The following is a 12,200-nucleotide window of genomic DNA, read 5'->3' as shown; positions in this document are numbered from 1 at the left end:
TATTAACAATGTTGATAACTCTGTTGATACCGCGCTCTCGCGGCTGCCACCCTTGAGGTTGTCCACACGACCCGGAATAATCCACTTCTTATCCACATACCCACAGGCGTGTGGGCAAAAGTTATCCACAGATGTGGACGTTAATCCCCAGAGTAAAGCGCAGCCCCTGCCATCCCGCCCCTGAGAGTCCATTCGACATCGAACTACACCCTTGTAAGTTACGCACATTGTGGATAACACCTGTGGAAAACATATCTGCGGGGTGTTGACGGACTCAGCGCGTAGTTCTAGGCTGGGCTTATTCAATGAATTAGTTGATAAACCATTTGCTTGAGTACTGCGGAGGACCCGGAAGGCCGCAACCCTTGAGTCTGGAGCCGGGCAGGGGAGACGCATGCCGGACACGATTGATATAACGGTGCTGGATCCGGAAGACCAGCTCAACAGGGCGTTCATGGCCCTCGCTGATCCTGTCCGCCGCAAGATACTGGCGCGGTTGGCCTTGGGCGATGCCACCGTCAATGAGATCGCCCAGCCCTTCACCGTCACCCTCCAAGCCATCTCCAAGCACCTTCAAGTGCTCGAGGGTGCAGGGCTCATCACGAGGAGCCGGGAAGCGCAGCGCCGTCCCTGCCACTTGAACACCACAGCGCTGGGTCCCTTGGCCGAGTGGATCGAGAACTACCGGCTTCAGGCCGAGGAACGTTTCGCCCGTCTGGACGAACTATTGGCCAGCACAACCCACAAGGACAATCCGGAAAAGGAGAAGAACAATGAGCACCAACACAACAACCATTGACGTCGCGGCGGGCACGCCGTTCATCGACACGAGCCGCGACTTCGATGCGGCGCCGGAGCGCGTGTTCCAGGCTTTCACGGATCCCGAACTCGTCGTCAAATGGTTGGGTCCGCGTCGACTGGAAATGCGCCTCGAGTCCTACGACGCGCGCACGGGGGGCAGCTACCGCTACACACATCTGGACGGCCAGGGCAACGAGTTCGGTTTCCGGGGTGTCTTCCACGAGGTCCAGGAGCCATTGCGGATCATCCAGACCTTCGAATTCGACGGCGCCCCGGGGCAAGTCACCTTGGATACCACCAGGTTTGAGGACCTCGGAGGCCGCACACGTGTGGTGCAGCACTCCGTGTTTCCCTCGGTGGGGGCCCGTGACATGGCAGTAGCCAGCGGCATGGATGCGGGCATCAAAGAGTCGATGGACCGCTTGGAGGAACTCCTACGGTAAAAAGCTAGGGAGCTGTTAGCCCGCCGTGGCCCGAAGGACGGTGGCCAGGACCAGGACTCCGGCCACCAGGGCCATGCCGGCAGTCTGCAACAGCGCCTGGCGCGGTCCACGCGGAACAAAAGCAATCACGGCGGCACACAAGCCACCCGTGATGAGGCCGCCCAAGTGGGCCTGCCAGGCGATTCCCGGGACAACAAAGCCAATCACGCCGTTGATGACGATAAGGATCCACAATTGCCGAGTGTCTCCGCCGCGCCGGCTTTGGATCACCAACAGTGCGCCAAAGAGACCGAAGATCGCACCTGACGCGCCTTCAACTGCGGTTACAGGGAAGACAGGCGTCAGCAGCAGGAAACCGACAGAGCCGCCAATGGCGGACAGGAGGTAAACGGCGAGGAAGCGGATGCGTCCGAGAACGGGCTCCAGCACCTGGCCGAAGATCCAGAGCATGTACATGTTGAGCACGATGTGCAGGACAAAGCCCTGTGAGTGGACAAAAGCGCTCGTCAGCATCCGCCATGGCTCGAAGGCCCCGTATTGGGGGGAAGCATAGGCGGACGCGAAGGCCAGCTGACCTTCCACGACATCGCCGGGAATCAGCCATTGCAGCACGTACACCAGGGCGCACAGCCCGATAAGCAGGTACGTCGCCACAGGACGTCCGGTCGCAACAGCGCCGCCATAGGCGGAACGCACTGCCGGCGTCGAACGCTTCATTTCATTGACGCAGTCTATGCATTGGAACCCGACGGCGGCCGCCCGCTGGCATTCGGGGCATGCAGGACGCCCGCAACGCTGACACCGCACGTAGGAGGGCCTGTCCGGGTGCCTTGGGCACACCGGAATGTCAGCTGACGGCTCTGCCGCCGGGATTCCGTAACTCATAAGCTGCTCAGGCTCCGGGGATCAGAGCTGGACGATTTCAATGCTGTTGATGACGACGTCTTCAACAGGGCGGTCGCCCATGCCGGTGCGGACAGCCTCGATGGCGTCTACAACCTTCTTGGACTCTTCGTCAGCAACCTCACCGAAGATGGAGTGCTTGCCGAAAAGCCAATCGGTGTTGACCGTGGTGATGAAGAACTGGGAACCGTTGGTGCCCTTGCCCATCTGGACTCCGGCGTTGGCCATGGCCAGCTTGTAAGGGGCGTTGAAGTTGAGTTCCGGGTGGATCTCGTCGTCGAACTTGTAGCCCGGTCCGCCGATGCCGCGACCAAGGGGATCGCCGCCCTGGATCATGAAGTCTTTGATGATGCGGTGGAAAATCGTGCCGTTGTACAGCGGGGTACCGGTCTTGTCTTCACCGGTCTCCGGGTGCGTCCAGGACTTTTCGCCTGTGGCCAGGCCAACGAAGTTGGCGACCGTCTTGGGCGCGTGGTTGCCGAAGAGGTCAACCACGATGTCACCGAGGCTCGTGTGGAAAGTTGCTTTTGCGGTTGCGATGGTCATATCGCCATTGTTTCACGCAGGGTCAACGCGGAGGCGGCCAGGAAGGCGGTTCCGCGCTCGGTGAAATCTTCCATGAATCCGCTGGATGAATAGCCGGTGCCGAACAAGCGACGTAGGCTAACAACAAACGAGCATGTTGATCGGGAGGTAGTTGTGAAGAAATCGGACCGGATTGCCCGCGAACTTGAACACACCGTTGCGAATGGTGTCGAAAATGCCAAGGACTGGGCGACACCGCGCGTCGAAGCAGCTGTGAACTGGGCGGTTCCCCGCATCCAGCACGGAATCGACACCGCTTCGCCGAAGCTTCAGGAAGGCCTGAAGTCAGCTGCGTACAACCTCGCCGACGGCGTTGCAACGGTCACGCCGAAGCTCCAGGAAGGCCTGGCGAACCTCGCACCGAAGATCCACGACGTCGTCGAGGACGCCTCACCCAAGATCCAGGAAGCCCTCAACAAAGCCACTCCGGCGCTCAGCCACGCCCGGGACAAAGTTGTTGAGGAGTACTTGCCCAAGCTCTCAGAGCAGCTCGGGCAAGCCTCCGTGGTTGTCCACCAAGCCCTTGAGAATGCACCCGCGCAGGTGGACGCCGTCGCCCAGAAGCTGGTCGACTCCGGAGTGGTCCACCATCTGCAGGAGCAAGCACAAGCCACAGGGGCCCAGCTGAAAGCCGCCGCTGAGGAAGCATCCAAGACAGTCTCGAAAGAACTCACCAAGACCCGGAAGCCCAAAAAGCGGGGCTTCCTGATCTTCACGGTTGTCGCAGCAGCTGCCGCGGCCGGCGTCGCAGCATGGAGGGCCAGCCGCCCGGTGGAGGACCCGTGGAAGACCCCGGTCCCGGTAACACCATCACCTGTGCCGGCCGCAGCGGCAGCCGAAAAAGTCGCTGACAAGGCCAACGAAGCCGCCGCAAAGGTAGCTGACAAGGTCGACGAGTTGAAGCTCAACGTAGCGGACAAAACCGAGACCGTGGCCGAGAAGGCAAAGCACGCCGTCGAGGACGCAACGGACACCGCAGCCAAGGTGGCAACCGACGCCAAGACCGCGGTAAAGAACATCGCCGCCAGCCTCCACAAGGACGAAGCGGCCAAGGATCAGGTGGCCACGGACGAAGCCGGCAAACACGAGGCCTAGGCAAAGGCCATATTCGCTCCGCGTTGAAGGGATTCCGGTTCGCCGGGATCCCTTCAACTGTTTGGCCACTTGTCACCGGAGGCTTCCTCTAGGAACACCGCCCTGATGTTAGATTTATGGTGATGCCAGCCGATAGATCATTCGTAGATGCAGCAACCAACGCAGCCGTCGCACCCGTGAAGCCGAGCATTTCAATCATTATCCCGGCGTACAACGAGGAAAGCGTCATACGGCAATGCCTGATCGCGGCCATTTACCAGTCAGTGCCTGCGGACGAGATCATCGTCGTGGACAACAGGTCCACGGACCGCACTGCGCAAATCGTCCAGCAAATGCAGCAGGAATACCCGGAGAGCCCCATCATCCTGCTGAGTCAGGACAAGGCGCAAGGACTCATCCCCACCCGCAACTTTGGCCTCAATAGCGCCACCTCGGATGTCCTCGGGCGGATCGATGCCGACTCGGTTGTGGAGCCAGACTGGGTTGAGCAGGTCCAAAAGGCCTTCGCCGATCCCTCGGTGCAGGCGGCCACGGGTCCCGTGGTCTACTACGACATGCCCATGCGTCGATTCGGACTCAAAGCCGACGACAAAATGCGCCAACTCATGCTTCGGCTTGCGAAGCACCAGTACCACTTCCTTTTTGGATCCAACATGGCCCTTCGCCGTTCCGCCTGGGAAACCATCCGCGACGAAACCTGCCTGGATGAAAAGGACGAGATGCATGAGGACATCGATCTCTCCCTGCACCTTGCCGACCACGATCTCAGGGTGCAGTACTGGCCGCAGATGGTCTCAGGCATGTCTGCCCGCCGGCTTGAGGATTCACCGCGCGACTACCGCTATTACGTGACCCGCTTCGACCGCACGTACAAGGCCCACAACGTCAAGAAAATGGCCCTGAAGGCCCCCATGGTGGTGTTCTTCTCCGTCTACTTCCCGGCCAAGCTTCTCCGGGCCATCCACACAGCCAATGCAGGCCAGGGCGTCCGCCGCGGCGGCATGTAGCCCCGGGAAGCCAGCTCAGTCAGCACCGAGCTCGGCAATCTTGCCTTCCGCGTCGCCCTTGCCGCGCCGCTGACCGGCGACGACGACGGCGAGTCCAACCAGGATCAAGGCGAGTCCGGCGTAGGTACCGGCCGGCAGGGTCTCGTGCAGGAAGACCGCAGCGAGAAGGGCTGCGCCCGGAATCTCCAGCAGGATGATCATGGACACCAGCAGTGGACTCATGGTCGCCAGGAGATGGTTGAAGGCGGTGTGGCCCACCAGTTGCGCGCATACGGTGATGGCCACGATCCCCAGCCAGCCGCCGGCGTCGAACCCTACGAGCGGCTGGCCGCCCGTGAGGGCCAGGATGGCGACGATGGCCGCGCAGATCCCGTAGCAAAGGGTCGTGTACGTTCCAATGCTCATGCTCTGGCGGGCTTTGCCTCCGGCCAAGGTATACAGGCCGGCCAGGGCGCCTCCGGCCAGGGCCAGGATGTCACCAAGAAGGGCTTTCGGGGAGGTTCCCATATCGAAGCCCGTGATGGCCGCGACGCCGCCCAGCGCGATGCCCAGGCCCACCAGGACCGGCCAGCGGTGCCGGGTGCCGCGGAGGAGCTGGAAAACGGCGATCCACGCAGACTGCAGGCACACCAAGGCGGTAGCAGCCGCGACTGACGTGAGCTGGAGCGCCGTGATGAAACAAGCGAAGTGGAAGGCCAGTGCCACTGCTGCTACAGCGGACCAAGTGAACTCGTTGCGGGTGATCTTGCGGAACTGGCGCGGCTCGCGGATCAAGACCGGCGAGGCCATGACGACGGCGGCGATTGCGTTGCGCCAGAAGGCGATAGCCAGTGCCGTGACGGAGGTAGCTCCAAGCGTTCCGGCGATGAGGGGACCGGAAGAAGCGACGCCGAGCACACCCAAAGCAGCAACAATGAAGTTCACATTTCAACCTTAGTGGTGCGGTTTAACGCAAAGAGTCCCGGTCATTTCTGACCGGGACTCTTTCTTATGGTGGAGGCACGGGGACTCGAACCCCGAACCCCCTGCTTGCAAAGCAGGTGCGCTACCAATTGCGCCATGCCCCCATAAGAAGCAACCCATCCATACTACCCTAGTTCCTTCGATGGTTTGCACCATCTCCAGACCGGGCGCCTTTGCTAATCAACCGTGTCGGTTGCCTTGCTCCAGACTGTTTTCCGGGCTTCGGATTCCTGCACTTTCCTGTAGAGCAGGACGCCTGCGATCGCAGCTGCAACTACGAGCAACTTCTTCACATGCACCCCGTTCCGGTTCAGTTTCCCGAACCTTTAGCGAAACCTGTGCAGGTTCCGTGGGCGTACCAGGACTTGAACCTGGGACCTCTTCGTTATCAGCGAAGCGCTCTAACCGCCTGAGCTATACGCCCCGATACCTCTTCGGGCCGAGACATGACTTTACAGCACATCCCGGCCCGATCTCAAATCGAGGTATTTTCACCGCTGTTTTCCAGCAGTTTCCCTCAAATTCCGACCGTTTGGGTTAGTCGTCGGTGAGGGTCACGCCAATGCCGCCCACGAGTGTTGCAGCAATGTTATAAAGCACTGCGCTCAGCATGGACAGGGCAGTCAGCAGCACAACGTTCACCACGGCAATGATGGTGGCGAAGGAGGCCACCTGTCCGAGCGATGCGACCTTCTTGAGTTCGAAGCCACCGCTTTCCGAACCTGCCAAGGTGCCCAGAAGGCTGTCCACTTGGTTGAAAATGCCGGTGAGGTCCAGAACGGTCCAAAGCACGATTGCGGCAATCACAGTCACGATGCCCAAGGCAACGGACAAAAGGAACGCCATCTTCAGGACAGACCACGGATCAACCTTGCTGACGAGCAGGCGGGCGCGGCGAACCTTCGCCTTAGGTGCCGGCTTCACAAGCCCTGGAGCCCCGGGGGCGGGCCGCTGCTGGCCCTGCACAGGCCTCTGGCCGGGCGCCGCGGGACGCTGACCCGCCGGGCGCTGTGTTCCTGCGGGACGCTGGCCAGGAACCGCCGGACGCTGACCGGGAACGGCCGGTCGCTGACCGGGGACCCTCTCCGCGCCAGTTCCTGCCGCACCCGAAGCGGATGCCACAGGGCGCTGCTGGGGACGGGCCGGTCCGTCTACCCGCGGAGTAGCCGACGGCTGCCGCAATCCTCCAGGGACACCCGTGCTCGGCTTGGGATATGAGTCCGAATTGCTCACTCGTTACCTCCGGTGTTGTCTTCGTTCAGCTCTACGCCGGACCCATTACCGGATCCTGCGGCCGATCCCGATTCGGCCGTCGCGGTCGCCTGATCGGCGCCGCCGTTTGCAGCCAACGTTACGTCATCGTCCGTCCCGGACGTTCCTCCGACAGGATTTTCGACACTATTGACGCTTGGGGCGTCGTCCGTGCCCGCGCCCTGATCGTCGTCGGGCTCCTCACCTTCAAGGCCGCGTTCGCTGTTGCGGGCCACCTCGATGATGCGGTCGTTCTTGTCAGGCTTCGCAAAGATGACGCCCATGGTGTCACGGCCCTTGGCAGGAACACCAGCCACGGCGGAGCGGACAATCTTGCCACCCTCCATGACCACCAGGACTTCGTCTTCTTCGTTGACGATCAAAGCACCGACAAGGTCGCCTCGCTCTTCCTGGAGCTTGGCCACTTTGATGCCCAGGCCGCCACGGCCCTGGAGTCGGTACTCCTCGACGGCGGTGCGCTTGGCGTACCCGCCTTCGGTCACCACGAACACGAACGAGCCATCCTGGACGACGTCGGCCGCGAGGAGTTCGTCGTCTTCGCGGAACTTCATGCCGGTCACACCCGAGGTGGCGCGCCCCATGGGACGCAGTGCCTCGTCGGTCGCAGTGAAGCGGATCGACTGGCCCTTGCGGGAAACCAGGAGGAGATCGTCGGTTTCGGACACAAGCTGTGCCGAGACAAGCTCGTCCTCATCCCGAAGGTTGATGGCGATCACTCCGGCCGTGCGGTTGGTGTCGTAGTCTTCCAGGCGCGTCTTCTTCACAAGGCCGTTCTTGGTGGCGAGCACCAAGTACGGGGCCTGCTCATAGTCGCGCAAGTCCAGGACCTGGGCGATGTGCTCGTCCGGCTGGAAGGCCAACAGGTTTGCCACGTGCTGTCCCTTGGCGTCACGGCCGGCCTCGGCAAGCTCGTACGCCTTGGCCCGGTACACGCGGCCCAGGTTGGTGAAGAACAGCAACCAGTGGTGCGTTGTCGTGACGAAGAAGTGCTCCACGACATCGTCGCCGCGAAGCTGGGCGCCCTTGACGCCCTTGCCGCCCCGCTGCTGCGAACGATAGTTGTCGCTGCGGGTGCGCTTGACGTATCCGCCGCGGGTGATGGTGACCACCACTTCTTCCTCGGGGATGAGGTCTTCCATGGACATGTCACCGTCGAAGCCCATGAGGATGTGGGTCCGGCGGTCATCACCATGCTTGGCCACGATCTCCGCCAGTTCCTGGCTGATGATGTCGCGCTGGCGCTGCTCGGAGGCAAGGATCGAGTTGAACTCCGTAATCATGGCCTCAAGCTCGGAGTGCCGGTCCTGGATCTTCTGCCGTTCCAACGCGGCAAGCCGGCGGAGCTGCATGTCGAGGATGGCGCGGGCCTGGAGCTCGTCGATGTCCAGCAGCCCCATCAGGCCATCGCGGGCGGCCTCGGTGGTGTTGGAGGCTCGAATGAGTGCGATAACCTCGTCCAGCATGTCCAGAGCCTTGAGAAGTGCGCGCAGGATGTGCGCCTCTTCCTCCGCCTTGCGCAGGCGGTAGCGGGTCCGCCGGACAATGACGCTCACCTGGTGGGCCACCCAGTGCCGGATGAAGGCGTCCAGGCTCAGCGTGCGGGGTACGCCGTCGACGATCGCCAGCATGTTGGCGCCGAAATTGTCCTGCAGCTGGGTGTGCTTGTAGAGGTTGTTGAGCACCACCTTGGCCACGGCGTCGCGCTTGAGCACGATCACCAGTCGCTGTCCTGTACGGCCGGACGTCTCGTCGCGGAGGTCCGCGATGCCCTGGATCTTGCCATCCTTGACCAGTTCGGCGATCTTGATGGCCAGGTTGTCCGGGTTTGCCTGGTAGGGAAGTTCGGTGACCACCAGGCATGTGCGGCCTTGGAGTTCCTCGACGTTCACTACGGCGCGCATGGTGATGGAGCCGCGGCCCGTCCGGTACGCGTCCTCGATGCCCTTGTGGCCGAGGATGGTTGCACCGGTCGGGAAGTCCGGACCCTTGATACGGACGAGCAACGCCTCAAGCAGCTCTTCGCGGCTGGCCGTGGGGTTGGCCAGATACCACTGCACGCCATCGGCCACTTCGCGGAGGTTGTGCGGCGGGATGTTGGTGGCCATGCCGACGGCGATTCCGGAGGAACCGTTGACCAGCAGGTTGGGGAAACGCGCCGGCAGGATGGTGGGTTCCTGGTTCTTGCCGTCATAGTTGTCCTGGAAGTCGACGGTTTCCTCGTCGATGTCACGGACCATTTCCATGGCCAGCTGGGCCATCTTGGTTTCGGTGTATCGCGGAGCAGCAGCGCCGTCGTTGCCCGGGGAACCGAAGTTACCCTGGCCCAGCGCCAGCGGATAGCGCATCGTCCAGTCCTGGATGAGGCGGACCAGGGCATCGTAGATCGCGGTGTCACCGTGCGGGTGGTACTGGCCCATGACCTCGCCCACGACGCGGGCGCACTTGTTGAAGGAGCGGTCCGGGCGGTAGCCGCCGTCGAACATCGCATAGAGCACTCGGCGGTGGACGGGCTTCAGGCCGTCGCGGACGTCCGGAAGGGCACGGCCAACGATAACCGCCATCGCGTAGTCCAGGTATGAACGCTGCATTTCCGTCTGCAGGTCCACCTGGTCTACGCGGTCGGTCAGCACATCGCCCTCAAGTACGGGTTCCGGAATGCCGGCCGACTCGGCGGGAACCTCGGGTGTTTCGTCACTCATAGTCTATGATTTCCGTTTCAGGTATATGTCAGTTCTGGAATATTCCTAGGGTTTTGAAGTCTCTAGATATCCAGGAACCTGACGTCCTTGGCGTTCTGCTGAATGAAGTTCCGGCGCGATTCAACATCCTCACCCATCAGTACGGAGAAGGTCTGGTCCGCCGCCAGGGCATCGTCCATGGTGACTTGCAGGAGCGTGCGGTGGTCCGGGTCCATGGTGGTGTCCCAGAGTTCGGTGTAGTCCATTTCGCCGAGGCCCTTGTAGCGCTGGATGCCGTTGTCCTTCGGGATCCGGCGGCCGGCGGCCTGGCCGGAGACCAGCTTGGCGTCACGTTCACGGTCGCTGTAGACGTAGTCGTGAGGGGCGTTCGACCACTTGATCCGGTACAGCGGTGGTTGGGCCAGGTAGACATAGCCGTTCTCGATCAGCGGACGCATGTAGCGGAACAGCAGCGTCATCAGCAGCGTGGTGATGTGCTGGCCGTCCACGTCGGCATCGGCCATCAGGACGATCTTGTGGTACCGCAGCTTGGAGATGTCGAAGTCCTCGCCGATCCCGGTTCCGAAGGCCGTGATCATGGACTGGACTTCGTTATTGCCGAGGGCCTTGTCCAGGCGCGCGCGCTCCACGTTCAGGATCTTGCCGCGCAGCGGCAGGATGGCCTGGGTTTCTGGGTTTCGGCCACGCTTGGCCGAACCGCCGGCGGAGTCTCCCTCCACGAGGTAGACCTCGCAGCGTGCGGGATCCTTTGAGGAGCAGTCCGACAGCTTGCCCGGCATCCCGAAGGATTCCAGGGGGCTCTTGCGACGCGCGTTGTCGCGCGCCTTGCGGGCGGCCATACGGGCTTGGGCGGCCTGGACAGCCTTGCGGATGACGTCGCGGGCCGGGCCGGGGTTTCGTTCCAACCAGTCGCCAAGCTGGTCGGTGACCACCCTTTGGACGAAGCCCTTGACCTCGGAGTTACCCAGTTTGGTCTTGGTCTGGCCCTCGAACTGGGGTTCGGACAACTTCACTGAGATGACGGCTGTGAGGCCCTCACGGATGTCGTCACCGGTGAGGTTGTCATCCTTTTCCTTGATGATGGTCTTCTCGCGCGCGTAGCGGTTGATGAGCGAAGTCATCGCGGCACGGAAACCTTCTTCGTGGGTGCCGCCCTCGTGCGTGTTGATGGTGTTGGCGTAAGTGTGCACGCTCTCGGAATAGGCCGTGGTCCACTGCATCGCGACCTCGACGGCGATGTGCCGCTCGGTGTCTTCGGTTTCGAAGGCGATGACGTCCTCGTGGACGACGTCCACCTTCTTGTTCGAGTTCAGGTGCTTCACGTAGTCGAGCAGACCGTCGTCGTACTGGTAAACCACCGTCCGGTGTTCTGCCGCCACTTCACCGTCGGTGACAACTGCGTCAAGATCCAGGTCATCGTCGCCTGCTCCTGCAACAGGGCGCTCGTCCGTGAGGGTGATGCGCAGGCCCTTGTTGAGGAAAGCCATCTGCTGGAATCGGGCGCGGAGGGTTTCGAAATCGAAATCGGTGCTCTCGAAGATGGTCCCGTCCGGGTAGAACGTCTGGGACGTTCCGGTCTGGTCCGTTGCTTCGCCCTGGACGAGTCCACCCTGTGGCTTACCGCCATCGGCGAAAGTCATCCGCCAAACGTGGCCCTGGCGACGCACTTCGGTGTCGACCCTGCGCGAAAGCGCGTTGACAACGGAAATACCGACGCCGTGGAGGCCACCGGACACGGCATAGCCGCTGCCTCCGAATTTTCCGCCCGCGTGCAGGATCGTCATGACAACTTCGACGGTCGGCTTCTTTTCCGTGGGGTGCATATCCACCGGAATGCCACGGCCGTCGTCCACGACCTTGACGCCGCCGTCGGCCTGGAGAGTCACTTCAATGTGGCTGCAGTACCCGGCAAGGGCCTCGTCCACCGAGTTGTCCACCACTTCGTACACCAAGTGGTGAAGGCCGCGCGGGCCTGTGGATCCGATGTACATACCCGGGCGCTTGCGCACCGCTTCGAGACCCTCAAGAACGGTAATGTCGCTCGCACCGTACTCCTTGGACCCCGAGGGTGTGTCAGGCTTATGGGCGTTCTCCTTCGCGGGATCTACTGCCAAGGTCTCTGCATTGTCGTTAGCCACAGGCGCTTTCGACTCCTCCGTGTTCGATGGTCGCCAGCCGTCACCGCACCAAGGAAGCACGTCCGTCAGGACACACCACAGGGATACGGCAGCCGCCAACAGGGACGTCACTGCTAACGCCGGCTACTTCGTCAATGGCGGATCCGCTTCTACAAGTGCTGTTCAGCGGAACCAATCAACGTTCACCGGCGCCCAGTTGTCTATGCCGATTCTATCGTGAGTGAGCGCAGTTCCTTGCAAAAACCCGGCCCTTATGCTCAGGAAACTAGCTCTGGGAGGCCGCTGGCCCCATCT

11 protein-coding genes and 2 tRNA genes are annotated in these 12,200 nt (G+C 61.8%); 4 read left to right on the top strand and 9 right to left on the bottom strand.

The genetic code is table 11. The annotated features are described in order from the left end of the window. Positions 1-394 precede the first annotated feature (394 nt). Positions 395-799, top strand: a complete 405-nt coding sequence (locus QRN59_RS12295) for an ArsR/SmtB family transcription factor (protein WP_284982785.1) — start codon at positions 395-397, stop codon at positions 797-799. Then, positions 774-1,244 carry an SRPBCC family protein gene (locus tag QRN59_RS12290; RefSeq protein ID WP_284982784.1) on the top strand — a complete coding sequence of 157 codons (471 nt, stop codon included), beginning with the start codon at positions 774-776 and terminating at the stop codon, positions 1,242-1,244. Before QRN59_RS12295 ends, QRN59_RS12290 begins: the two co-directional genes overlap by 26 nt. 15 nt (positions 1,245-1,259) lie before the next feature. Here the strand turns inward: QRN59_RS12290 and QRN59_RS12285 are convergent, their stop codons facing one another. Beyond that, positions 1,260-2,129 (bottom strand): rhomboid family intramembrane serine protease, encoded by an 870-nt coding sequence (locus tag QRN59_RS12285; protein ID WP_284982783.1) that lies wholly within the window; start codon positions 2,127-2,129, stop codon positions 1,260-1,262. Between the two features lie 21 nt (positions 2,130-2,150). Then, the gene (locus QRN59_RS12280; RefSeq protein ID WP_284982782.1) at positions 2,151-2,693 is read right to left on the bottom strand and encodes a peptidylprolyl isomerase; all 543 of its coding nucleotides are present in this window, start codon (positions 2,691-2,693) and stop codon (positions 2,151-2,153) included. Between the two features lie 153 nt (positions 2,694-2,846). Here QRN59_RS12280 and QRN59_RS12275 point away from each other — a divergent pair, with 153 nt between their 5' ends. Next, the gene (locus tag QRN59_RS12275) at positions 2,847-3,827 is read left to right on the top strand and encodes a hypothetical protein (RefSeq protein WP_284982781.1); all 981 of its coding nucleotides are present in this window, start codon (positions 2,847-2,849) and stop codon (positions 3,825-3,827) included. A 122-nt stretch (positions 3,828-3,949) separates the two neighbouring features. Next, positions 3,950-4,834 (top strand): glycosyltransferase family 2 protein, encoded by an 885-nt coding sequence (locus QRN59_RS12270; RefSeq protein ID WP_284982780.1) that lies wholly within the window; start codon positions 3,950-3,952, stop codon positions 4,832-4,834. Positions 4,835-4,849: 15 nt separating this feature from the next. Here the strand turns inward: QRN59_RS12270 and QRN59_RS12265 are convergent, their stop codons facing one another. From QRN59_RS12265 to gyrB, 7 genes are all read right to left on the bottom strand, one after another. After that, positions 4,850-5,758 (bottom strand): DMT family transporter, encoded by a 909-nt coding sequence (locus QRN59_RS12265; protein WP_284982779.1) that lies wholly within the window; start codon positions 5,756-5,758, stop codon positions 4,850-4,852. 67 nt (positions 5,759-5,825) lie between these two features. After that, positions 5,826-5,901, bottom strand: a tRNA-Ala gene (locus QRN59_RS12260). 72 nt (positions 5,902-5,973) lie between these two features. Continuing rightward, entirely contained in the window at positions 5,974-6,090 is a 117-nt protein-coding gene (locus QRN59_RS12255; RefSeq protein WP_234752975.1) for a DLW-39 family protein, read from the bottom strand. A gap of 57 nt (positions 6,091-6,147) precedes the next feature. Continuing rightward, positions 6,148-6,221 (bottom strand) — tRNA-Ile (locus QRN59_RS12250). Positions 6,222-6,334: 113 nt separating this feature from the next. Next, positions 6,335-7,030 (bottom strand): DUF3566 domain-containing protein, encoded by a 696-nt coding sequence (locus QRN59_RS12245; RefSeq protein WP_284982778.1) that lies wholly within the window; start codon positions 7,028-7,030, stop codon positions 6,335-6,337. Continuing rightward, positions 7,027-9,768: a DNA gyrase subunit A gene (gyrA, locus tag QRN59_RS12240; protein ID WP_284982777.1), complete on the bottom strand. Its 2,742-nt coding sequence runs from the start codon at positions 9,766-9,768 to the stop codon at positions 7,027-7,029. The genes QRN59_RS12245 and gyrA overlap by 4 nt, the downstream gene beginning before the upstream one ends. Positions 9,769-9,830: 62 nt before the next feature. Continuing rightward, complete coding sequence (gyrB, locus tag QRN59_RS12235) at positions 9,831-11,906, bottom strand: DNA topoisomerase (ATP-hydrolyzing) subunit B (protein ID WP_284982776.1); 2,076 nt, start codon at positions 11,904-11,906, stop codon at positions 9,831-9,833. Between the last annotated feature and the right edge of the window lie 294 nt (positions 11,907-12,200).

The sequence above is a fragment of the Arthrobacter sp. efr-133-TYG-118 genome (assembly GCF_030209755.1).
In the GTDB taxonomy this organism is placed as follows: Bacteria; Actinomycetota; Actinomycetes; order Actinomycetales; family Micrococcaceae; genus Arthrobacter.
This window is presented reverse-complemented; position numbering and strand designations above follow the sequence as displayed.

What these genes read in the sequence shown, in the direction of transcription:
- QRN59_RS12295 (WP_284982785.1), top strand. Translation starts at nt 395, where the DNA reads ATGCCGGACACGATTGATATAACGGTGCTGGATCCGGAAGACCAGCTC.
- QRN59_RS12280 (WP_284982782.1), bottom strand. Translation starts at nt 2,693, where the DNA reads ATGACCATCGCAACCGCAAAAGCAACTTTCCACACGAGCCTCGGTGAC.
- gyrA (WP_284982777.1), bottom strand. Translation starts at nt 9,768, where the DNA reads ATGAGTGACGAAACACCCGAGGTTCCCGCCGAGTCGGCCGGCATTCCG.
- QRN59_RS12285 (WP_284982783.1), bottom strand. Translation starts at nt 2,129, where the DNA reads ATGAGTTACGGAATCCCGGCGGCAGAGCCGTCAGCTGACATTCCGGTG.
- QRN59_RS12270 (WP_284982780.1), top strand. Translation starts at nt 3,950, where the DNA reads ATGCCAGCCGATAGATCATTCGTAGATGCAGCAACCAACGCAGCCGTC.
- QRN59_RS12290 (WP_284982784.1), top strand. Translation starts at nt 774, where the DNA reads ATGAGCACCAACACAACAACCATTGACGTCGCGGCGGGCACGCCGTTC.